The organism is Streptomyces sp. NPDC016677, assembly GCF_055562815.1.
Window position 1 is genome coordinate 148,123 of sequence record NZ_JBVHEO010000011.1, and the last position, 19,887, is coordinate 168,009.

Here is a 19,887-nt window from a genome sequence, read left to right on the forward strand (position 1 = left end):
CGGGGTGCGCCGGCGCCCCGGCCCGTACGCGGGTGCCGGTGCCGTACCGCCGCGCGTCACCTGCCCGGATGCGCTGGGCATGCGGCGCGGGCCGCCGCCCTGTTGGCTGCCCGTGGGACGGCACGGGCCGTTGCCGATTCGGCGGTGTACGGGATGTGCCGCCGGCCGTGCTGTCGAAAGGGCAGTCCCCATGCGCATCTCCCAGCCGCTTCTCCGCCCCGGCCCGCTCGTGGCAGCCGCCGCGCTGCCCCTCGCCCTGACCGCCGGCCCGGCCGCCGCCGGCCCCGGTATCTCCGTGAGCACCACCGGGAGCACCGTCTCGGTCACCACCGCCGCCTGCGCCCAGCTCAACGGCAGCTGGGGCACGGCCTCGCTGCTGAACAGCGGCCAGTCCAGCTTCGCCCAGGGCCGCCAGGTGGCGCTCTCGGGCACCAGCGCGAGCCAGACGGCCGCGTGGTCGGGCGTCAGCCCCGGCACCTACACGGTCATCGTGATGTGCTCGAACAACAGCACCGCCGGAACCCAGACCGTCATCGTGTCCCGGACCGCCTCCCCCTCGCCGTCCAGCAGGCCGACGATCTCCGCGACGGCCTCGCCGTCCCGGGGCGTGATGGGCGGCGTCGGCGGGGCGGTCCAGGACTACGGCACGGCCACGCTGGTGGCGGGCGGCGCCCTGGTGGGTTCCGGTGTCATCGCCACGGCCTGGTTCCTGCGCCGCCGCGCGAAGCCGTACCGGTTCTGATCATCCGGTGTCACCGGCCGGATCCGGCAGCTCGGGGAAGTCGGTGAGCGCGTGCCGCAGCCACTGCGTCCAGAAGGTCTCCAGGTCGATCCCGGCCCGCAGCACCAGGTGCCGCAGCCGGTCCTCGGCGCCGTCCCTGCCCGGCGGGAAGTCGCGCCGCTCGATCTCCCGGTACTCGGCCAACTGGGCCTCGTGCAGCTCCAGATGGCGGCGCAGATCCGCTTCGATCCCCTCGGTGCCGACCACCGCCGCGGCCCGCAGCCGCAGCAGCGTCGCGTCCCGCAGCGGTCTGGGGTCCTGCGCGGCGGCGGTCCAGCGGGCCAGTTCGGCGCGGCCCGCGGGCAGCACCTCGTACGCCTTCTTCTGGCCGCGGGCCGGCCGCTCGGCGGGCAGGGCCCGGATCAGTCCCGCGTCCTCCAGCTTTCCCAGCTCGCGGTAGATCTGCTGGTGCGTCGCCGACCAGAAGTAGCCGATCGACCGGTCGAAGCGGCGCGTCAGTTCCAGTCCCGACGACGGCTTTTCGAGCAGGGCGGTGAGGATGGCGTGCGGGAGTGACATGGGCTCATCCTAGGGACGGCCGGGCGGCGTCCTACAGGCTCGCCGCCAGCTCCGTGCCCCGCGCGATCGCGCGCTTGGCGTCCAGTTCGGCGGCCACCTCGGCGCCGCCGACCAGGTGCGCGCGGCGGCCGGCGGCGACCAGCTCGTCGTAGAGGTCCCGGCGCGGTTCCTGGCCCGTGCACAGGACGACGGTGTCGACGTCGAGGACCGTGCTCTCGCCGCCGACGGTGACGTGCAGTCCGGCGTCGTCGATCCGGTCGTAGCGCGCGCCCGGGATCATGGTGACGCCGCGGTGCTTCAGTTCGGCGCGGTGGATCCAGCCGGTGGTCCTGCCGAGCCCGGCGCCCACCTTGGCCGTCCGGCGCTGGAGCAGGTGGACGGTGCGGCGGGGGGCGGGGCGCTCGGGTGCGGCCAGGCCGCCGGGGGCGCGGTACTCCATGTCGACGCCCCAGTGGCGGAAGTACGTCCGGGGGTCCTCGTGGGCCTTGTCGCCGGCGTCGGTCAGGTACGCGGCGACGTCGAAGCCGATGCCGCCGGCGCCGAGGACCGCGACGCGCTCGCCGACGGGGGCGCCGCCGTGCAGGACGTCCAGGTAGCCGAGGACGCTCGGGTGGTCGACGCCGGGGATGGCGGGGACGCGCGGGGTGACGCCGGTGGCGACGACGATCTCGTCGTAGCCGTCGAGGCCGGCGGCGGTGACGGTGGTGTTCAGGCGGACGTCGACGCCCTCGTCGTCGAGCCGGGTGCGGAAGTAGCGCAGTGTCTCGTCGAACTCCTGCTTGCCGGGGACCCGGCGGGCCACGTCGAGCTGGCCGCCGATCTGGTCGGCGGCGTCGAACAGGGTGACCCGGTGGCCGCGTTCGGCCGCGGTCACGGCGCAGGCCAGTCCGGCCGGTCCGGCGCCGACGACGGCGACGCGCTTGCGCAGCCGGGTGGGGGCGAGGACGAGTTCCGTCTCGTGGCAGGCGCGCGGGTTGACCAGACAGGAGGTGATCTTGCCGCTGAAGGTGTGGTCCAGGCAGGCCTGGTTGCAGCCGACGCAGGTGTTGATCGCCTCGGGGCGGCCGGCCGCCGCCTTGGCGACGAAGTCGGGGTCGGCGAGCATCGGGCGGGCCATGGAGACCAGGTCCGCGGTCCCGTCGGCGAGCAACTGCTCGGCCAGCTCGGGGGTGTTGATCCGGTTGGTGGTGACCAGCGGCACGGACACCTCGCCCATCAGCCGCCTGGTCACCCAGGTGTAGGCGCCGCGCGGCACGGAGGTGGCGATGGTGGGGACCCGCGCCTCGTGCCAGCCGATGCCGGTGTTGATGATGGTGGCCCCGGCGGCCTCGACGGCCCGGGCGAGGGTGATCACCTCGTCGAGGGTGGAGCCGCCGGGGACCAGGTCCAGCATGGAGAGCCGGTACACGAGGATGAAGTCCTCGCCGACCGCCTCGCGCACCCGGCGGACGATCTCCAGAGGGAAGCGGATCCGGTTCTCGCAGGAGCCGCCCCAGCGGTCGGTGCGGTGGTTGGTGCGCGCGGCGGTGAACTCGTTGATCAGGTAGCCCTCGGAGCCCATGATCTCGACCCCGTCGTAGCCGGCCGCGCGGGCGAGGCGGGCGGTGCGGACGTAGTCGTCGATCGTCCGCTCGACCTCGGCGTCGGTCAGCTCGCGGGGGACGTGGGCGCTGATCGGGGCCTGGAGCGGGCTGGGGGCGACCAGGTCGCGATGGTAGGCGTAGCGGCCGAAGTGCAGGATCTGCAGGGCGATCCGGCCGCCCTCGCGGTGCACGGCGTCGGTGACGGTCCGGTGCCGCTCCGCCTCCGCCTCGGTGGTGAGCTTGGCACCGCCCTCGTACGGGCGGCCCTCGTCGTTGGGGGCGATGCCGCCGGTGACGATCAGGCCCACTCCCCCGCGTGCCCGGGCGGCGTAGAACGCGGCCATCCGCTCGAAGCCGCGCTCGGCCTCCTCCAGGCCGACGTGCATGGAACCCATCAGGACCCGGTTGGGCAGCGTGGTGAAGCCCAGGTCGAGCGGGCTCAGCAGGTGGGGGTAGCGGCTCATCGGGCCCTCCGTGCGCGGTGACGTGCCTCTGTTGTAGAGGACGGCCGCCACTTTGTGCAACTAGTTGCACAAAGTGGCGTCGCACACAGAGGGCCCGCTGGTCAGCGGCGGTTCTCCAGCCGGACGTGCAGCTCCCGCTCCTGGTCCCCGGAGGCCGTGCACAGGTCCCGCACGGTGAACAGGGAGTCCAGGGTGGTGCGGAACCGGTCGATCGCCCAGTAACCGCCCTGCACGTCGGCGTCGACTGTGGCGTTCAGCCGGATGGGGCCGCACTCGCCCCGCAGGTCGTCGGCCACGTCGAAGGTGCCGAGCCACACGGTGGGCCGCACCTCGTGGCACTCCCGGGGGACGTCGTCCGCGCACCGGTCGGACGCGTAGCAGGCGCACAGGGTGTCGAAGACGGTCCGGGCGTCTTCCTTGCTGCATCCGCTCAGCTCCACCGAGACGGATTCCGGGTGGGTTCGCTCGGCGTCCATGGTGTTCGCTCCTCTCGGGCCGTGGCCCCCCACCCACCAAGAAAAGCACCACCCCGGGCGGAGCACTACCGCGCGCCGTCCGGGGTGGCGGGCGGTGCGGCTCAGCCGCGGGTGAAGCGGTAGGTCTTGCTGTCGGTCAGCACGCAGAAGCCCGGGGAGACGACGATCACGCGCAGGGTGCCGGTGCGGCGGTCGTAGTCGATGCCCTCCGCCTCGAAGGTGCCCGAGCAGGCGCTGCGCAGCGGCAGCTGCCGCAGGGCGGTGACCTGGCCGGTGACGTCGGCGGTGCCGCTCGGGGCGGCGGACAGGTCGATCTGGAGGAGCGGCTTGGTGATGCCGAAGAGGGTGCCGGCCGGGTCGTCGGAGGAGCAGAGCAGCCGGGTGGCGGTGACGAAGTCGCAGCCCTGGACGTCGCGCACGGGGCGGTCGAGGCGCACGGTGGCGGCCTGCGGGAGGTTCGCGGAGGGCGAGGTGGCGGGGTTGACGCCCGGGGTCGGGAAGACCAGCAGCCGGTTCATGGTGCCCCACTCGCCGGACAGCATCCACTGGCCGTCGGGGGACACCGCGGCCCAGGAGTTGTTCAGCGCCTCGCCGGAGCCGAGGGCGTGGGTGTACTCCGACCAGGTCCCGTCGGGCGCCTGCACCCGGAACATCTTGGCGGCCCCGTCGTCGCGCTGGTACGGCTCGATGTAGTGGCCGTCGTAGGAGGCGTCGGGGTCGCCGACGTGGTTCCAGCCCCGGGTGGAGAGGCCGAGCGGGATGGTGCCGATGCCGGTGTAACGGTTGGGGCTGTTCGCCGGGACCTCCACGGAGGCCAGCCCCTGGCTCTCGGTCAGCGGGTCGGCGCGGTCGGAGCCCACCTCGGTCCAGGTGTCGGCGGCGGTCGACGCGTCGGCGGAGGCGGGCGGGGCGGCGGCGAGGACGGCCGCGAGGGCGCAGGCGGCGATCCCGGAGAGGACCGCCTGACAACGTTGCCGGACGTCAAGGGGCATGGGTCGGCTCCTCGATGGGGGTGGAAGGGGCGGGAGGGACGTGTCCGGCGCACAGTGTGGCGTGACCCAGCAGGTCATGTACAGACCAGCGTCGGCCCCGCCCGCCCCTGCTCCACCCCTGCCGCGGCCTCGCCGCCCTCGCGGGAGCCGTGCGCCGCCGGGCGCATCGCGGGCGCTCTCCTCCGGTCCGCAAGGCGATGCGAGTGGACCGTCCCCGGGCTCATGACGGGGCGCCCGGGAAGGACGGCTTGATGACGCGGCTGCCGAACTTCCACTCTCCGTCCCGGCGAACGTATGCGTCCTCGTACTTGACGCGGGAGCGAACGTAGCCGCCGGCGTTCTTCACCACTTCCCCCAGGCAGAAGACGCTCCCCGCCGCGCGGTTGCTTTGATGTCCGTCACCAGGTGGTTGAACATGATGGGGATGACGTCGCGGGCACGGACGAAGAGTGAGTCGCGGAAGAAGTCGCGTATCGCCTCGCGCCCTTGGACCAGGCCGAAGCCGGTCTCGCGTTCATCGAGGACGCCGTCCTCGGCCCAGCAACCGGAGGACTCGTCCAGCCGGAAGCCGTCGAAAGCAACCGCGTGACGCGTGTTGAGGTCGTGGATGGCGGCACGATCGGCGAGCTGGTTCATGGGACAGCCTCACATGAAGAAGCGGCGCATGGGCCCATGGCCCTGGCCGGCTCGGACGAGCCGGGGAACGGTGCACACGGCCCCCAGCCCGTGTCAAGGCTCCCCGGCCATGAACCGACCAGTGGTCCGAACGGAGCTGCCTAGCGCCGCACTCCCATCACCACATGGGCGTACAGTTCCTCGGACACCGCCAGCCGGGCCGTCAGACCGGCGCGGGTGAGGACGTCGAGGGCGGCGGGGGCCTGGCGTTCGCTCGTCTCGGCCAGGAGGCAGCCGCCGGGGGCGAGCCAGTGCCCGGCGCCGTCGGCGACCCGGCGCAGCACGTCGAGCCCGTCGGCGCCGCCGTCCAGGGCGAGCGGGGGCTCATGGTCGCGGGCCTCGGCGGGCAGCAGGGGCACCTCCGCGGTGGGCACATAGGGCACGTTGGCCGTGAGGAGGTCGACGCGGCCCCGCAGCGCGGCGGGCAGCGCGTCGAACAGGTCCCCCGCGTACACCCGGCCGCCGGCCGCGGCGAGGTTGCGGCGGGCGCAGCGCACCGCGGCCGGGTCGATGTCGGCGGCGTGCACCTCGGGGGCGTCGAGGCCGGCGGCCAGGGCGGCACCGACCGCGCCCGACCCGCAGCACAGGTCGACGACGACGGAGGCGTCCGGGGCGTGCGCCAGGGCCTGGCCGACGAGGAACTCGGTGCGGCGCCGGGGGACGAAGACCCCGGGTTCCACGGCTATCCGCAGACCGTGGAACTCGGCCCAGCCGACGACGAGTTCGAGCGGCCGGCCGGTGACACGGAGGTCCACCAGGGCGCTGATCTCGTCGGGGGTGCGGGCGGCGGAGAGGATCAGCTCCGCCTCGTCCTCGGCGAAGACACAGCCCGCGGCGCGCAGCGCGGCCACGATCCCGTCACGGGAGGGAGGAAGGGCGGAGGGAGAGGACGAAGAGGGAGAAGAGGAAGAAGACGGTGAGGACATGAAGGACGAGAAGCCTTTCGGGTACCGAAGGGCGCTCTCGCGGTCACCTGCCGGGGGTGACCCGGCTGCCGGGAGATGAGAACGCCCGCGCCGACACAGCGGTGATGGGTCCCACCTCCTCGGTCACGACGGCCGGGACGGTCCGCGGCCGTCGGTCACACTACCCCACCGCCACCCCCTGCCAAGTTGTATAATGCAACCAAGTAGGCGGAGGAGGTCCCGTGACAGCACCCGACAGGCCCCAGGAGGCGGTCCCCGCCCCCGGCGCGCGCGAGGCCGAGGAGATCATCCACCGGGAACTGACGGCCTTCGCCCGGCGGGCCCGCGCCTCGGCGGGCCGTATGCATACCGAGCTGTCGCTGGTGTCGTACACCCTGCTCGGGCACCTGGAGGAGCGGGACGGCTGCCGGGCCACCGACCTGGCCGCGCACTACGCGCTGGACAAGTCCACCGTCAGCCGCCAGGTGGCCGCCCTGGAACGGACCGGTCTCGTCGAGCGGCGCCCGGACCCCGACGACGCCCGGGGGCAGGTCCTGCACCTGACGGCGGCGGGGCGGCGCATCCTGGCCCAGGTCACCGAGAGCCGCCGTACGGCGTTCCGGGAGCGTCTCGCGGACTGGCCGGAGGAGGATCTCGTACGGTTCGCCCGCTACCTGGCGCGGTACAACGCGTGGCCCGCGCCCCACGGGCGCCCCGGCCCGGACACGTAGTCCTCCGGTCCGGACCCGTACTGTGGAGGACTCCCGCACGGTTCGCACGCCGCCGCCCGGCGGCCCGAAAGGCACCACCGCATGAACATCACCCGAGGCTTCACCGGACGCCCCCGCGCCGTCCGTCCGGGGCTGCCGCCCGGCCAGTACGACGCGCGCGACGACTGGCCCGTCCTGTCCGCCGAGGTCACCCCCGACCTGTCCGCCGCCGACTGGTCCTTCCGCGTCGGCGGGCTGGTGGCCGAGCCCCGCGTCTGGAACTGGGAGCAGGCCCATGAGCTGCCCGGGGCGGCGTACGAGGGCGACATCCACTGTGTGACCGGCTGGTCGAAGTTCGGGATGCGGTTCGAGGGCGTGTCCCTGGACTCCTTCCTGGCGGCGGCCGGTCCGCTGCCGTCCGCCACGCACGCCGTGGCCTACGCGCACACCGGCTACACGGCGGGCCTGCCGCTCGCCGACCTGACCGGCGGGCGCGCCTGGATCGTCTGGTCGTCCGGCGGCCGGCCGCTCGCCCCCGAGCACGGCGGGCCGGCCCGGCTGGTCGTGCCCCACCTGTACTTCTGGAAGAGCGTGAAGTGGGTCGCGGGCCTGGAACTGCTCGACCACGAGGAGCCGGGCTTCTGGGAGGGCAACGGCTACCACGCGCGCGGCAACCCGTGGGAGGAACAGAGGTACTCCGGTGACTGAGCGGACCGTTTCCCCCGTGCCGCGCACGCGGTTCGCCGTTCCGGGGCGGATCGCCGTGGACGAGCAGGTCGCGGCCCGCTGGCAGACCGCCACGCTCACCGAGATCCGCCGGGAGACGCCGCGCGCGGCCACGTTCCGGTTCGCGGTGCCCGGCTGGGCCGGTCATCTGCCCGGCCAGCACCTGCTGCTGCGGCTCACCGCCGAGGACGGGTACACGGCCCAGCGCCACTACTCCCTGGCGTCCGCCCCGGACGGCTCCGGGCACATCGAGCTGACCCTGGACCGGGTCGCGGACGGCGAGGTCTCCGGGTGGTTCCACACGGTGGCCAGGCCCGGTGACCAGGTATCGGTGCGCGGGCCGCTGAGCGGGTTCTTCGCCTGGCCGGGCGACCGGCCCGCGCTGCTGATCGGCGCCGGCTCCGGCGTCGTACCGCTGATGTCGATGGTGCGGCACCACCGGGCGCGGAACCTGTCGGTGCCGCTGCGGCTGGTGGTGTCCGCGCGCGGCCCCGAGGACCTGCTCTACGCGCGGGAGTACGGCGCGGAGACGACGCGGGTGTTCACCCGGTCCGCGCCGCGCGGGACGCCCGTGGGCCGGCTGGCGGCCGCGCACCTGGCGCCGCTGCTGGCCGAGCGGCCGGCCGGTGGCTGGGAGGCGTACGTGTGCGGGTCCAACTCCTTCGCCGAGCACGCCTCGCGGCTGCTGGTGGCGTCCGGGCAGCCGGTCGACCGGATCCGTATCGAGCGCTTCGGCTGAGCCGGTCCCGCGGAACGCCGTCCGGGCTGTGCGGTCGCGGTGCCCGGCCGCGTTTTCCCGTGCCGCGGCTGGGCACCCTGAGCGGCGGCACGGAGCGGTCGTCCGGCGTGGCGGGCGGCACGGTGCACGGGACCGGCCGGACGGGGTACCAGAACCGTGCGGGTACTCGTACACGCGGGCGGGACGCCGAGGGACCGGCGGCCCGGGAAGCCGTACGGCCGGCCGTCCGGCCCTCCGGCCGCGGTGACGGCGAGGAGGACGAGATGCGAACCCGGGTGCGCGGCTGGCGCTGGCGGCGCAATCCGCTGCGGCGCCGGTCGGACGTGATCGAGGCGTGGACGGTCCTGGTCGTGGCCGTACTGCTGCTGGTGGGAGCGCCCGCGCTGGGGGCGGCCACGGCGTGGTGGGCGCACGGCCAGGCGCGGGCGGTCGCCGCCGAGCAGCGGGCCGAGCGCCGGCAGGTCCGCGCCGAGGTGGTCGGCACGACCCCCGAGACGCTGCCGTCGGTGCAGTCCGGCGGGCAGCACTCCTACCGGGCCACCGTGCGCTGGAGCGAGCCGGGCGAGGCACCGCGGACCACCACGGCACGGCTGCCGGCCGAGACCCGGCACGGCGAGACCGTGACCGTGTGGCTCGACGCGCGGGGCCGGAGCGTGCCGCCGCCGGCCGACGGTGCCACGGTCTGGCGGCACGCGGTCACCATGGGCGCGTGCGCCACGGCGGGCTCGGCGGCGGTGGTCCTCCTGGGGCACTGCGCGGTACGCCGGGTGGCGCTGCGGCACCGGATGGCGGAGTGGGACCGCGCCTGGGCCCGCGCCGAACCTCAGTGGTCGCACCGCGACGCCTGATCCGATCACCTTCCCCACCGAGGTCCCCCTGTCGGCACGTCGGGTTCCCACAGAATGCGATTGACCAGCGGCGATGCCTGACGACAGTCCGTCGGGAGCGGCGTCGGCCACGGCCGGTTCCGGCCAGGATCTGGCGAGTCCTCCGATCACTCACGTACGGTGTGATCATCCGGACGGTCCGGCGCCGTCCCTCACCCGAAGGCGGTTTCTCGATGGCCCTGTTCGACCTTCCGCTCGACGAACTACGCGACTACCGCAGCGCGGCGCCCGAGCCGGAGGACTTCGACGCGTTCTGGGGCAAGACGCTCCAGGAGTCGCGCGAACACGACCTGGACGCCCGCTTCGAGCCGGTCGACACGGGGCTGACCACGGTACGGACGTACGACGTGACGTTCGCCGGGTTCGGCGGCCACCCGGTGAAGGGCTGGCTGAACCTGCCGGCCGACGCCGAGGAGCCGCTGCCGCTGGTCGTCGAGTACATCGGCTACGGCGGCGGACGCGGCCTGCCGCACGAGCACCTGCTGTGGGCCGCCACCGGCCGGGCGCACTTCGTGATGGACACCCGCGGCCAGGGCAGCGGCTGGGGCGGCGGGGGCGGCACGGCCGATCCCGTCGGCGGCGCCCCCGCGTACCCGGGGTTCATGACCAAGGGCGTGGACGCGCCGGAGAACTACTACTACCGCCGGGTCTACACGGACGCGGTGCGCGCCGTCGAGGCGGCCCGCTCGCACCCGCTGACCGACGCCGCGCGCACCGTCGTCCTCGGCGCCAGCCAGGGCGGCGGCATCACCGTCGCCGTGGGCGGCCTGGTGCCGGACCTGACGGCGGTCGCGCCCGACGTGCCGTTCCTGTGCGACTTCCCGCGCGCGACCACGCTCACCGACCGGCACCCCTACCGGGAGATCGGCCTGTACCTGAAGACGCACCGGGGCCGCGCCCAGGACGTCCGGCGGACGCTGTCCTACTTCGACGGGGTGCACTTCGCGGCCCGCGGCCGGGCCCCCGCGCTGTTCTCGGCGGCGCTGGAGGACATGACCTGCCCGCCCTCGACGGTGTTCGCGGCCTTCAACGCCTGGGCCCACGAGGACAAGGACATCGAGGTCTACGAGTTCAACGACCACGAGGGCGGCGGCCCCTTCCAGCAGGCCGCCAAGGTGCGCTGGCTGAGCGGCCGGCTCTGACCGGCGTCGGACTCCGGCCGGCGTCAGGGTCTGCGGGCGGTGACCAGGCGGGCGCGCGGAGCGCCGTCGGGCCGCCGCCCGAAGCCGGGCAGGGGCCGCAGGCCGACCTGGAAACCGGCCCGGACCAGTTCCCGGCGTACGTCGTCCAGCCGGAAGGTCCGGTAGTACATGACGAACGGCGGCCGCCACACGGCGTTGCGCACCCGCATCGCCGCGTCGAAGCCGAGCAGCGCCCAGTAGGCCCGCGAGCCCGGCGGCGGCGGCGCTCCGAGCGGGAAGGCGAAGCGGCCGCCCGGCCGCAGCGCGGCGTACACCTGGTCGAAGAGTCCCGGCAGTTCCCGGGGCAGGAAGTGGCCGAACGCGCCGAAGCTCACCACGAGGTCGAACGCCTCGGTGAACGGCAGGGCGCGGGCGTCGGCGCGGACCCAGGAGACCGCCGGCCCGGCGGGGCGGACCGGCCGCCGGGCCACCTCCAGCATGCCCGCGCTGAAGTCGACGCCCGTGGCGCTCCCGCGGCACAGGCGGGCCAGGACGTCCATGCCCGCGCCGGTGCCGCAGCACAGGTCCAGGCCCGCCTCGAAGGGGCCCAGCGGCAGCAGGGCGGAGGCCACGGCGTCGAGCACCCGTCGCGGGGTGCGGTACGGGGTGTGGTCGAACTTCGGGGCCAGCAGGTCGTAGCCGTGCTCGACCGACGACAGCGCCTGGACGGCGAGTTCACGCAGGGTGGGAGCCTCGGGGCGGGACATCCGGTCAGCCTAGCGGTGCTTCGCAGGTTGTGGTACATTGTATCCAGCACACGTGCACGCCTCCCTTTCTCGTGAGGCGCCGGTGCCTTTCTCTCCCGGTTCGCCGAACCGCTCGCCCACTGCGGTCGGAGCGTCGGCTTTCCCACACACCACCTCAGCTCTCCCGAGGTGCTGTTCCCACCGTCCGCGGGCATGTCTCATGGCCCGCTCGCACGGCCCTCTCCCTCCCCCTCGCATTCCCCCGCGTCTCGTTCGCCCGCCGTCCTCGAAAGGACCGTCCCCCATGACCACCACACTCGAACACCCTCCCGTCCAGCAGGCCCCGGCCGAGACCGTCAGCGGTGTCCTCGACCTGGACGCGGGCGGCAAGGGCCACCTGCGCACCGCCGGTCTGCTGCCCACCCCCGCGGACGTGCAGCTGCCCGCCGCGCTGATCCGCCGGTACGGCCTGCGCAAGGGCGATCTCGTCGAAGGCGTACGCGGCGACCGGCGCGCCCTGACCGACGTCGTCCGGGTCGACGGCCGTACCCCGCGACCGCCTGCCGCACGCCGGCACTTCGCCGATCTGACGCCGCTCCACCCTCACCGGCGGCTGCGCCTCGAACACCCGGCGGCGGGTCTCGCCGGACGCGTCCTCGACCTGCTGGCCCCGGTCGGAAAGGGCCAGCGCGGTCTGCTCGTGGCCCCGCCGAAGACCGGAAAGACCGTACTCCTCCAGCAGATCGCGGCCGCCGTGGCCGGCAACCACCCCGAGTGCCGGCTGATGGTCCTGCTGCTCGACGAGCGGCCCGAGGAGGTCACCGACATGCGGCGCTCGGTGCGCGGCGAGGTCTACGCCTCGACCTTCGACCGGACGCCCAAGCAGCACATCGCCCTGGCCGAGCTGGTGATCGAACGGGCCAAGCGGCTCGTCGAGGCCGGTGAGGACGTCGTCGTCCTGCTCGACTCGCTCACCCGGCTGTGCCGGGCGCACAACAACGCCGCCGGTCCGGGCGGACGCACCCTCAGCGGCGGTGTCGACGCGGGCTCGCTGACCGGGCCCAAGCGCTTCTTCGGCGCCGCGCGGCAGACCGAGGAGGGCGGCTCGCTCACCATCCTCGCCACCGCGCTGGTGGAGACCGGTTCCCGGGCCGACGAGTTCTTCTTCGAGGAGCTCAAGAGCACCGGCAACATGGAACTGCGGCTGAGCCGCGAGCCGGCCTCCCGCCGTCTCTTCCCGGCCGTGGACATCGACGGCTCGGGCACCCGGCGGGAGGAACTGCTGCTGTCCCCGGCCGAGTTGACGGCCGTGGCCGGGCTGCGGCGGGCGCTGCGCTCGCGGGACGGGCACGGCGGCCTGGAGACGCTCGTCGAGCGCATGCGCGAGACGCCGGACAACGCCACCTTCCTGCGGCGCGTCCAGCCGACGCTGCCCGCCACCGGCTGACGGTCCGTCCCCTCCCCCCCACCGCCGCCCGCGCGGCCCGTGCGGCCCGTGCGGCATCCGGGTGCCAGTCCCCGGCCACTCGGCCCTGGCGGGGTGGCGCCAGGCCGACCCATTCCTACGTTTGCGGTATGACTATCGGATTCTCATCCCGGCTGGCCCTGTCCGGATGCGCACTCTGCGCGTTGGGGCTGCTGGCCCTGGCGCCCGCCGCGGCGGCGGTCCGCACCCGGCCGCCGGACCCCGGCCCGGCCGCCGGACCCCGGGCGCCGGCACCGCAGCCCGGCCTGCTGTACCACTCCGGCACCCAGGTCCGCCCGCGCCCCGGGGCGCCGGGGCTCCCCGATGTCTCCGCCCTGTCCTGGGTGGTGGCCGACGCCGGCAGCGGCGAGGTGCTGGCCGCCCACGACGCGCACCGCAGGCTGCCGCCCGCCTCCACCCTGAAGACGCTGTTCGCCCTCACGGTGCTGCCCGTGCTGCCGGGCGGCATCCGCCATGAGGTGCGTCCCGGGGAACTGGCCCGGGTCGGCCCGGGCAGCAGCCTGGTCGGGGTCGCCGAAGGGCGTACCTACCGGGTCGCCGACCTGTGGAACGGGGTGTTCCTCAACTCCGGCAACGACGCCGTGCACGTACTGGCCGCGCTCAGCGGCGGCTGGGGCGAGGCGGCCGCCCGGATGGAGGCCAAGGCCCGCGCGCTGGGCGCCCGCGACACGGAGGTGCGCTCGCCCGACGGCTATGACGCGCCGGGCCAGGTCTCGTCCGCCTACGACCTGACGCTGTTCGGCCGGGCGGGGCTGCGCAACCCGGAGTTCGCCCGGTACTGCGCCCGGGCCGCGGCCCTCTTCCCGGGCGGCGGCGGGGACGTGTACCCGATCGAGAACACCAACCGGCTGCTGACCGGCGCGGACGGGGTCGCCGCCTACCCGGGGCTGGTCGGCGTCAAGAACGGCTACACCAGCGGCGCCGGACACACCCTCGTCGCCGCCGCCCGGCGGGACGGACGGACCCTGCTGGTGACGGTGATGAACCCTCAGGAAGGCGGCGCCTTCACCGTGTACGAGGAGGCGCGCTCGCTGCTGGACTGGGGGTTCGCGTCGGCCGGGCGGGTCGATCCGGTGGGCTCGCTGGACACCCCCCGCGCGCGGTCGCGGCCGGGACCTGAGCCGTCGGCCGAACCGGTCGCGGTGTCGGCTTCGGCCGAGGACGGGCCGGGCTGGGCGGAGACCGGGGCGGTCACGGCCGCGGCCGGGTTCGGCGCGGGCGCGGTGGCGCTGGTGCTGCGGCGGGTGCCGGACCGTCCGGACGAGGAGTGACCGGCCGGCAGCGCCAGCAGCAGGCCGAGGGTGATCCAGACGTAGGCGTTGCCGCCGAGGAAGCCGGCCACGCCCGAGGCGTCGTCGGTCCACAGCCACACCACGCTGGTGCACAGCACCGCGTACAGGGCGCCCGCGACGCGCGGGTGCCCGGTGCGCAGCAGCACCGCGAAGGACGGCAGCAGCCACACCAGATGGTGCACCCAGGTGACCGGGCTGACCAGGCACGCGGCCAGTCCGGTCAGGGCGAAGGCCGCCGTCCAGTCCGCCGCGGCCAGGGCCCGGCGGGTCCGCCGGGCCCACACGCCGAGGACCAGCAGCACCGCCGCCGCCCACACCGCCCGGTCCGGTTCGCCGAGTCTGGCCAGCATCCCCTGGAGGGACTGGTTGGAGACGTAGTCGAGGCGGCCGACGCGGGTGGTGTCCCACATCGCGTGGGTCCAGTAGAAGCGGGAGGCGTCCGGCACCGCCCAGGCGGCCAGCGCGGTCGCCCCGGCGGCCACGGCCGTCGCGACACCGGCCGCCCGCCACCGCCGGGCGAGCAGCAGCAGGCCGATGAAGAGCGCGGGGGTGAGCTTGACGGCCGCGGCGAGGCCGATGCCGACCCCCGCCCATCGGCCGCGCCCGGTGGCCAGCAGCCGTCCGTCGGCGAGCACGAGGGCCAGCAGGATCAGGTTGACCTGGCCGAAGCTGACGGTGTCGCGCAGCGGTTCGAACAGGGCGAGCAGGCAGACGGCCAGGGCCCAGCCGTAGAGGCCCGGCCGTCGCCGGGCGCCGTCCGCCAGGATGCGCAGCACCGCCGTGAGGGCGATCAGGTCCAGCAGCAGACAGACGACGACCGCGGCGGACAGGCCGAGCAGCGCCATCGGCAGCATGGCGAGGGCCGCGAACGGCGGGTAGGTGAAGCCGTACGCCGTGCCGGGCACCCGGTAGTCGTAGATCCGGCCGCCCTGGTGGATCCAGCTGTCCACGGTGCCGTGGTAGACGCGCAGGTCGAACCAGTCGCGCAGCAGCGGCACCGTCGCGGTGAAGACGGTCACGGCGGCGGCCAGGGCCAGGACCAGGGCGAGCCGGCCGCGGTCGGTGGACGGCTGCCTCATCCGACCGGGTCCAGCGCCGGGGCCGGCCGGGCCTGCCGGAACTGGTGGGCCTGCCACAGCACGACCGCGGCGAGGACGCCGCCGCAGACGGCCAGGGCCAGCCGGCCCGCGTCCGCCGCGCCGCCGCCGGGCAGGGTGGCCAGGGCCAGCACCCCGGCCACGGCCGCCGCGCGGTGCCGTACGGGGGCGGGCGCGGCGGCGGCGATCAGGTAGAGGCCCCACAGGGCGTACCAGGGGCGGATCGCCGGGCCGAGGGCGGCGACGACGGCGAGGCTGAGACCGACGGCGTACACCGGGCGGTGCCGCAGCCGGAGCCAGACCAGGAGGACGGCGACGGCGGCGCACGCCAGGCCGAGGGTGTGCCAGGCGGGGACGGCCAGGTGCGCGAGGCCGCTGCCGACGCCCTCCAGGAGGTCGCGGGTGGCGCTGCCGAGGAGGGTTGTCAGGGCCCAGTTGCCGGTCGAGACGGGGGTGTCGAGGGCGGCGGTCCAGCCGTATCCGGTGCCGGTCACGGCGGTGGCGGCGACGGTGGTGGCCGCGGCCGTGAAGGCGGTCGTCAGCAGGGCGCGCGCCGGGCGGCGGCCCGCGCGGATCTGGAGGGCGACGACGGCGGCGAGCCCCAGCGCGGCGGGCGCCTTGACCAGGGCGGCCAGGGTGACCAGCGCGGCCCCGGCGGCGGGCCACCGGCCCAGCGCGGCGACCAGGCCGGCGCCGAGCAGCCCGAGCATGACGGCGTCGTTGTGGGCGCCGGCCACCAGGTGGAGCAGGACCAGCGGGTTGAGCGCGCCGAGCCACAGCGCGGCGGCCGGGTCGGCGCCGCTGTGCCGGGCGAGCCGGGCCAGGGCGAGCGCCATCAGCGCGACGCCGGTCAGCGCGACCAGCCGCATCCCGGCGACGCCCGCCGCGAGTTCGCCGCGGGTCAGGCCGGACAGGAGGGCGCAGACGCCGATGAACACCGGCCCGTACGGGGCGCTGGTGTGCTGCCACAGCGGCGCGACCTCGTCGGCGAGCGGTCCGCCGAGGTGGGCCGGGCCGTGGGTGTACACGTCGATGCCCGCGTCGGCCATGGCGCCCTGCGCGAGATAGCTGTAGACGTCCCGGCTGAACAGCGGCGGGGCGAGCAGCAGCGGCGCCGACCAGAGCGCCAGGACCAGCAGCAGGGCGCGCGGCGCCGGCGGCTCGGGGCCGCTCACCAGACGTCCGAGCAGGGCCCAGGCCGCGATCAGCAGGACGATGCCGAAGTAGACGGCGACCAGGCCGAGGGCGGCACCGCCGGAGGCGGGGGCGAGCAGCTCCCGCACCGGCAGGGCACCGGCCGTCTCACCGCCCGTCGCGAGGGCGGCGGTACCTGCCAGGCCGAGCAACCGGCAGCGGCGGAGGTCGGCGGAGAGGACGACGGGCAGCACGCGGGCAGCATGTCGGCGCCGGGTGGCCGGGAAGCGACGTACCGCCCTCCCCTCGGCGGACTGCGTGTGACCGCCGGGTGATCCCGGGCCGGCCCCGGTGGCTGTGGCGCCGCCGATGGTGGGGTCAGCCCCACCCCGGCCCGGGGGTGAGCACCTTCGGGGCTCGGGGGCCAACATCATTCTGCTGCCGGGTGGCCGTTCACATACTGAAGTACATGGTCGATCCGACGGCGCCCACGACGGTGCGCACAGACAACACGTCCATACGCCGGCCCGCGCGGGACCGGGAACGGGGCAGTGATTTCGCCGAACTCTCCCGCCGTGTCACCGAAGCGGGACTGCTGCGGCGGCGCCCGCTGTACTACACGGTGCGTTTCGGCGCGGTGGGAGCCGCGCTCGCGGGGAGCGTGGCGGCGTTCCTGGCGCTGGGTGACAGCTGGGGGCAGGTGGGCATCGCCGTCGTCCTGGCCGTCGTCTTCGGCCAGCTCGGACTGGCCGCCCACGACCTCGCCCACCGCCAGGTGTTCTCCCGCCGGCGCCCCAGCGAGATCGGCGGTCTGCTCACCGCCGACCTGCTGCTCGGCATGAGTTACGGCTGGTGGATGAACAAGCACACGCGCCATCACGCCAACCCGAACCACGAGGAGAAGGACCCGGACGTCTCCCCCGACATCCTGGTCTGGAGCCGGCGGCAGGCGCGGCGGGCCGACGGGGTCGCGCGGTTCGTCGGGAAGCACCAGGCGGCGCTGTTCTTCCCGCTGCTGACGCTCGAAGGACTCAACCTGAGTTTCAACAGCTTCAAGGCGCTGCGCAGCCCGTCCATGAAGCGGCCGGTGCTGGAGGGCACGCTGCTGGTCGCCCACTTCGCGCTGTACTTCGGCGGGCTGTTCACGGTCCTCTCCCCCGGCAAGGCGCTCGTCTTCGTCGCCGTCCACCAGGGCCTGTTCGGGGTCTACCTGGGCTCGGTCTTCGCCCCCAACCACAAGGGCATGCCGATGATCGAGGAGGGCACGAGCCTGGACTTCCTGCGCCGTCAGGTGCTCACCTCCCGCAACGTCCGGGGCGGAGCGTTCACCGACGCGCTGATGGGCGGCCTCAACTACCAGATCGAGCACCACCTGTTCCCGAGCATGCCGACGCCCGCCCTGGCCCGGGCGCAGGACATCACCGAGCGGTACTGCGCCGAACTCGGCGTCCCCTACCACCAGACGGGGCTGCTCGCCTCGCACCGGGAGGCGCTGCGGCACCTGCGCGCCGTCGGGGAGCCGCTGCGCGCCGCCCGGTGACCGGCGGGCGGGGCTCAGCCCCAGAGGACCTGGCCCAGGGCGACGCCCGCGAACGCCGCGCCGACGCCGGCCGCCACGCTGAGCAGCACGTTGCCGGCGGCGTGCCGGCCGTTCCCGGCCTCCGCCAGCCGCAGCGTCTCGTACGAGAAGGTCGAGTACGTGGTGAGGGCCCCGCACAGGCCGGTGCCCAGCAGCAGCTGGAGGCGGGGGCCCGCCGCGCCCGTGAGGGCCGCGCCGGTGAGCAGGCCGAGGATCAGCGAACCGGCGATATTGACCAGGAAGGTGCCCCAGGGCAGGGACGAGCCGTACCGGGCGCGCACCGTGCGGTCGGTGAGGTAGCGGAGCGGGGCGCCCACCATGGCGCCCACGACGACGAGCAGCCAGTTCACGAGGACCGCCCGCCCGTCGCCGTCAGGATCCGGCGGGTGGCCGAGGCGGCGAGCCAGACCGCGGTGAGCGCCGCGAGCGGGGTCACGGCGAGGTAGGCCAGGGCGACGGGGAGGTGCCCGGTACCGGCCAGTTGCCGGAAGTCGACGGTGAACGTCGAGAAGGTGGTGAAGCCGCCGAGCACCCCGGTGCCGAAGAAGGGCCGCAGCAGGCGGTGGACGGGCCACACGTCGGTGAGGGTCATGAACACGCCGATCGCGGCGCAGCCGGCCACGTTGACCCAGAAGACGGTCCACGGGAAACCGCCGGTCCCGGCCGGCCACCCCAGGGTGGCCGCGTAGCGGGCGGCGGCTCCGGCGCCCCCGCCGAGCGCCACGGCGGTGAGCACGGGCAGCCGGCTCCGGGCGGAACCGGGCGGGGCGGCGGAAGGCACGGCGGCGCTCTCGGTCTCGGGGGCGGTCATGCGGGGGTGGCCATGAGGTGGTGCGTCTTCCTACTCGCCGGCACGGATGCCTTCGTACGCAAGCAGGGACCGTTGGCGGCGCCTGTGCCGCGGTTCGGGTACGGCGGGCCCCTCCGCCGCGCCGCGCGGCGGTGGGCGCGGCCGGTGACCAGGGTAACGCGGGCCGCGCCGGGGCGACCGGGTCACCACCGTCTTCTGTCGAACACCTGAGTGATGTCGGCGGCGGGTCCGCCGGTGGGCGGCTCCGGCCCGGGGCGCGGGGCCCGCGCGGTACTACCATGCGGATATGGCAGCGAAGACGGCCGACGTGCGGCTGGAGGACCGGTGGCGGGAGATCCTCTCGGTGCACGCGCGCACGTCCTGTGAGATCGACCGGGTCCTGCACCCCTACGGGCTCGGCGCGAGCGACTTCGAGGTGCTCGACCTCCTCGCCGCCACCGCGCACGAGGAGGGGGACCACTGCCGGGTGCAGAACCTCGTGGGCCGGGTCCATCTCAGCCAGAGCGCGCTGTCCCGGCTGATCGCCCGGCTGGAGCGGGACGGCCTGGTGCGGCGCACCGTCTGCCTGGAGGACCGGCGCGGCGTGTGGGTGGAGCTGACCCCCGAGGGCCGCGACCTGCACGCCGAGACGCTGCCGTTGCAGCGGGCGGTGCTGGCCCGGACGCTGGGCGACGACGGCCCGTAGGGCCCGGTCAGGGACGCGCCAGCAGGGTGCGGACGCCGTCCGAGGTGAGGGTGAGCCGGTGCTCGGAGCCGGCGTCGATGGACAGGGACAGGTCGTCGGCCGGCCACTGCGCGGCGAGGGCGCCGAGCGGCACCAGGCGGTACCGGGAGACGAACGGCAGCAGGTCGGCCATCTCCAGCTCCGAGGTGAAGACGGGCACCACCTGCCCGCCGCCCGACTGTTCCAGCACGGGCAGCGCCAGCGAGGTCGCGCCGGTGGCGTCCTCGTCGCTCGCGTCGTCCGGCACCGGTACGAGCACCTCACTGCCCGCCAGCGTGTCGAGCGCCGCCGTGTCCGCGGTGTTCTCGGCGAGGGTGTCCAACGCCCGCTGCGCGGGGGTCGCGGTGTTGTCGTTCGCAGGTGTCTCCATGGCGGTTCCCTGGTAGCGGCGGCGTGCCGCCCGTCCTCGTGGTGATCGGCACGGGCGCGGTCCCGCCTCG

General features: G+C 74.7%; 21 protein-coding genes and 1 pseudogene. 10 read left to right on the top strand and 12 right to left on the bottom strand.

Annotation, left to right across the window (positions count from 1 at the left end; all coding sequences use genetic code 11):
* Positions 1 to 190: 190 nt before the first annotated feature.
* Complete coding sequence (locus ACZ3IG_RS26265; RefSeq protein WP_467435100.1) at positions 191 to 742, top strand: hypothetical protein; 552 nt, start codon at positions 191 to 193, stop codon at positions 740 to 742.
* On the opposite strand, the gene ACZ3IG_RS26270 is transcribed toward ACZ3IG_RS26265, so the two are convergent.
* The 6 genes from ACZ3IG_RS26270 to ACZ3IG_RS26295 form a co-directional block, all read right to left on the bottom strand.
* The gene (locus ACZ3IG_RS26270; protein ID WP_467435101.1) at positions 743 to 1,300 is read right to left on the bottom strand and encodes a PadR family transcriptional regulator; all 558 of its coding nucleotides are present in this window, start codon (positions 1,298 to 1,300) and stop codon (positions 743 to 745) included. It lies immediately after the preceding gene.
* 31 nt (positions 1,301 to 1,331) lie between these two features.
* Entirely contained in the window at positions 1,332 to 3,347 is a 2,016-nt protein-coding gene (locus tag ACZ3IG_RS26275) for an FAD-dependent oxidoreductase (protein WP_467435103.1), read from the bottom strand.
* Positions 3,348 to 3,448: 101 nt separating this feature from the next.
* Complete coding sequence (locus ACZ3IG_RS26280; protein WP_467435104.1) at positions 3,449 to 3,823, bottom strand: hypothetical protein; 375 nt, start codon at positions 3,821 to 3,823, stop codon at positions 3,449 to 3,451.
* Positions 3,824 to 3,924: 101 nt separating this feature from the next.
* Positions 3,925 to 4,815, bottom strand: coding sequence for a hypothetical protein (locus tag ACZ3IG_RS26285; RefSeq protein WP_467435105.1), 891 nt, complete (start codon positions 4,813 to 4,815; stop codon positions 3,925 to 3,927).
* 342 nt (positions 4,816 to 5,157) lie between these two features.
* Positions 5,158 to 5,451: a nuclear transport factor 2 family protein gene (locus tag ACZ3IG_RS26290; RefSeq protein WP_467435106.1), complete on the bottom strand. Its 294-nt coding sequence runs from the start codon at positions 5,449 to 5,451 to the stop codon at positions 5,158 to 5,160.
* Between the two features lie 140 nt (positions 5,452 to 5,591).
* Positions 5,592 to 6,416 (bottom strand): putative protein N(5)-glutamine methyltransferase, encoded by an 825-nt coding sequence (locus tag ACZ3IG_RS26295; protein ID WP_467435107.1) that lies wholly within the window; start codon positions 6,414 to 6,416, stop codon positions 5,592 to 5,594.
* Positions 6,417 to 6,637: 221 nt separating this feature from the next.
* Between ACZ3IG_RS26295 and ACZ3IG_RS26300 the strand changes: the two genes are divergently transcribed.
* The 5 genes from ACZ3IG_RS26300 to ACZ3IG_RS26320 all read left to right on the top strand — a co-directional run bounded on the left by ACZ3IG_RS26300 (position 6,638) and on the right by ACZ3IG_RS26320 (position 10,599).
* Positions 6,638 to 7,126: a MarR family winged helix-turn-helix transcriptional regulator gene (locus tag ACZ3IG_RS26300; protein ID WP_467435108.1), complete on the top strand. Its 489-nt coding sequence runs from the start codon at positions 6,638 to 6,640 to the stop codon at positions 7,124 to 7,126.
* An 81-nt stretch (positions 7,127 to 7,207) separates the two neighbouring features.
* Positions 7,208 to 7,813: a sulfite oxidase-like oxidoreductase gene (locus ACZ3IG_RS26305; protein WP_467435110.1), complete on the top strand. Its 606-nt coding sequence runs from the start codon at positions 7,208 to 7,210 to the stop codon at positions 7,811 to 7,813.
* A gap of 16 nt (positions 7,814 to 7,829) precedes the next feature.
* Entirely contained in the window at positions 7,830 to 8,570 is a 741-nt protein-coding gene (locus tag ACZ3IG_RS26310) for a ferredoxin reductase (protein WP_467435111.1), read from the top strand.
* Positions 8,571 to 8,833: 263 nt separating this feature from the next.
* Positions 8,834 to 9,418 carry an Rv1733c family protein gene (locus ACZ3IG_RS26315; RefSeq protein ID WP_467435181.1) on the top strand — a complete coding sequence of 195 codons (585 nt, stop codon included), beginning with the start codon at positions 8,834 to 8,836 and terminating at the stop codon, positions 9,416 to 9,418.
* A 212-nt stretch (positions 9,419 to 9,630) separates the two neighbouring features.
* A complete protein-coding gene (locus ACZ3IG_RS26320; RefSeq protein WP_467435112.1) occupies positions 9,631 to 10,599 on the top strand; it encodes an acetylxylan esterase in 969 nt (322 codons plus the stop codon).
* Between the two features lie 23 nt (positions 10,600 to 10,622).
* Here the strand turns inward: ACZ3IG_RS26320 and ACZ3IG_RS26325 are convergent, their stop codons facing one another.
* Positions 10,623 to 11,345: a class I SAM-dependent methyltransferase gene (locus ACZ3IG_RS26325; protein WP_467435113.1), complete on the bottom strand. Its 723-nt coding sequence runs from the start codon at positions 11,343 to 11,345 to the stop codon at positions 10,623 to 10,625.
* 283 nt (positions 11,346 to 11,628) lie between these two features.
* On the opposite strand from ACZ3IG_RS26325, the gene rho reads away from it, so the two are divergent.
* Together rho and ACZ3IG_RS26335 are read left to right on the top strand one after the other, a co-directional pair.
* Positions 11,629 to 12,771 carry a transcription termination factor Rho gene (gene rho / locus ACZ3IG_RS26330; protein ID WP_467435114.1) on the top strand — a complete coding sequence of 381 codons (1,143 nt, stop codon included), beginning with the start codon at positions 11,629 to 11,631 and terminating at the stop codon, positions 12,769 to 12,771.
* Between the two features lie 128 nt (positions 12,772 to 12,899).
* Positions 12,900 to 13,787 (top strand): annotated as a pseudogene (locus ACZ3IG_RS26335) (D-alanyl-D-alanine carboxypeptidase family protein); the annotation flags it as partial.
* A gap of 11 nt (positions 13,788 to 13,798) precedes the next feature.
* On the opposite strand, the gene ACZ3IG_RS26340 reads toward ACZ3IG_RS26335, so the two are convergent.
* Both ACZ3IG_RS26340 and mptB read right to left on the bottom strand, forming a co-directional pair.
* Positions 13,799 to 15,181 (bottom strand): glycosyltransferase family 87 protein, encoded by a 1,383-nt coding sequence (locus ACZ3IG_RS26340; RefSeq protein WP_467435115.1) that lies wholly within the window; start codon positions 15,179 to 15,181, stop codon positions 13,799 to 13,801.
* The gene (gene mptB, locus ACZ3IG_RS26345; RefSeq protein WP_467435117.1) at positions 15,178 to 16,587 is read right to left on the bottom strand and encodes a polyprenol phosphomannose-dependent alpha 1,6 mannosyltransferase MptB; all 1,410 of its coding nucleotides are present in this window, start codon (positions 16,585 to 16,587) and stop codon (positions 15,178 to 15,180) included. The genes ACZ3IG_RS26340 and mptB overlap by 4 nt, the downstream gene beginning before the upstream one ends.
* A gap of 215 nt (positions 16,588 to 16,802) precedes the next feature.
* On the opposite strand from mptB, the gene ACZ3IG_RS26350 reads away from it, so the two are divergent.
* A complete protein-coding gene (locus ACZ3IG_RS26350; protein WP_467435118.1) occupies positions 16,803 to 17,873 on the top strand; it encodes a fatty acid desaturase family protein in 1,071 nt (356 codons plus the stop codon).
* Positions 17,874 to 17,887: 14 nt separating this feature from the next.
* Here the strand turns inward: ACZ3IG_RS26350 and crcB are convergent, their stop codons facing one another.
* Both crcB and ACZ3IG_RS26360 read right to left on the bottom strand, forming a co-directional pair.
* Positions 17,888 to 18,262 carry a fluoride efflux transporter CrcB gene (crcB, locus tag ACZ3IG_RS26355; RefSeq protein WP_467435119.1) on the bottom strand — a complete coding sequence of 125 codons (375 nt, stop codon included), beginning with the start codon at positions 18,260 to 18,262 and terminating at the stop codon, positions 17,888 to 17,890.
* Entirely contained in the window at positions 18,259 to 18,723 is a 465-nt protein-coding gene (locus ACZ3IG_RS26360) for a fluoride efflux transporter FluC (protein WP_467435120.1), read from the bottom strand. Before ACZ3IG_RS26360 ends, crcB begins: the two co-directional genes overlap by 4 nt.
* Positions 18,724 to 19,009: 286 nt before the next feature.
* On the opposite strand from ACZ3IG_RS26360, the gene ACZ3IG_RS26365 reads away from it, so the two are divergent.
* Complete coding sequence (locus ACZ3IG_RS26365; RefSeq protein WP_467435121.1) at positions 19,010 to 19,408, top strand: MarR family winged helix-turn-helix transcriptional regulator; 399 nt, start codon at positions 19,010 to 19,012, stop codon at positions 19,406 to 19,408.
* A gap of 7 nt (positions 19,409 to 19,415) precedes the next feature.
* Here ACZ3IG_RS26365 and ACZ3IG_RS26370 read toward each other — a convergent pair whose 3' ends face one another.
* Complete coding sequence (locus ACZ3IG_RS26370) at positions 19,416 to 19,817, bottom strand: SseB family protein (RefSeq protein ID WP_215171741.1); 402 nt, start codon at positions 19,815 to 19,817, stop codon at positions 19,416 to 19,418.
* Between the last annotated feature and the right edge of the window lie 70 nt (positions 19,818 to 19,887).

What these genes read in the sequence shown, in the direction of transcription:
- ACZ3IG_RS26265 (WP_467435100.1), top strand. Translation starts at nt 191, where the DNA reads ATGCGCATCTCCCAGCCGCTTCTCCGCCCCGGCCCGCTCGTGGCAGCC.
- ACZ3IG_RS26270 (WP_467435101.1), bottom strand. Translation starts at nt 1,300, where the DNA reads ATGTCACTCCCGCACGCCATCCTCACCGCCCTGCTCGAAAAGCCGTCG.
- ACZ3IG_RS26275 (WP_467435103.1), bottom strand. Translation starts at nt 3,347, where the DNA reads ATGAGCCGCTACCCCCACCTGCTGAGCCCGCTCGACCTGGGCTTCACC.
- ACZ3IG_RS26280 (WP_467435104.1), bottom strand. Translation starts at nt 3,823, where the DNA reads ATGGACGCCGAGCGAACCCACCCGGAATCCGTCTCGGTGGAGCTGAGC.
- ACZ3IG_RS26285 (WP_467435105.1), bottom strand. Translation starts at nt 4,815, where the DNA reads ATGCCCCTTGACGTCCGGCAACGTTGTCAGGCGGTCCTCTCCGGGATC.
- ACZ3IG_RS26290 (WP_467435106.1), bottom strand. Translation starts at nt 5,451, where the DNA reads ATGAACCAGCTCGCCGATCGTGCCGCCATCCACGACCTCAACACGCGT.
- ACZ3IG_RS26295 (WP_467435107.1), bottom strand. Translation starts at nt 6,416, where the DNA reads ATGTCCTCACCGTCTTCTTCCTCTTCTCCCTCTTCGTCCTCTCCCTCC.
- ACZ3IG_RS26305 (WP_467435110.1), top strand. Translation starts at nt 7,208, where the DNA reads ATGAACATCACCCGAGGCTTCACCGGACGCCCCCGCGCCGTCCGTCCG.
- ACZ3IG_RS26315 (WP_467435181.1), top strand. Translation starts at nt 8,834, where the DNA reads ATGCGAACCCGGGTGCGCGGCTGGCGCTGGCGGCGCAATCCGCTGCGG.
- ACZ3IG_RS26320 (WP_467435112.1), top strand. Translation starts at nt 9,631, where the DNA reads ATGGCCCTGTTCGACCTTCCGCTCGACGAACTACGCGACTACCGCAGC.
- ACZ3IG_RS26325 (WP_467435113.1), bottom strand. Translation starts at nt 11,345, where the DNA reads ATGTCCCGCCCCGAGGCTCCCACCCTGCGTGAACTCGCCGTCCAGGCG.
- rho (WP_467435114.1), top strand. Translation starts at nt 11,629, where the DNA reads ATGACCACCACACTCGAACACCCTCCCGTCCAGCAGGCCCCGGCCGAG.
- ACZ3IG_RS26340 (WP_467435115.1), bottom strand. Translation starts at nt 15,181, where the DNA reads ATGAGGCAGCCGTCCACCGACCGCGGCCGGCTCGCCCTGGTCCTGGCC.
- ACZ3IG_RS26350 (WP_467435118.1), top strand. Translation starts at nt 16,803, where the DNA reads ATGGTCGATCCGACGGCGCCCACGACGGTGCGCACAGACAACACGTCC.
- ACZ3IG_RS26360 (WP_467435120.1), bottom strand. Translation starts at nt 18,723, where the DNA reads ATGACCGCCCCCGAGACCGAGAGCGCCGCCGTGCCTTCCGCCGCCCCG.
- ACZ3IG_RS26365 (WP_467435121.1), top strand. Translation starts at nt 19,010, where the DNA reads ATGGCAGCGAAGACGGCCGACGTGCGGCTGGAGGACCGGTGGCGGGAG.
- ACZ3IG_RS26370 (WP_215171741.1), bottom strand. Translation starts at nt 19,817, where the DNA reads ATGGAGACACCTGCGAACGACAACACCGCGACCCCCGCGCAGCGGGCG.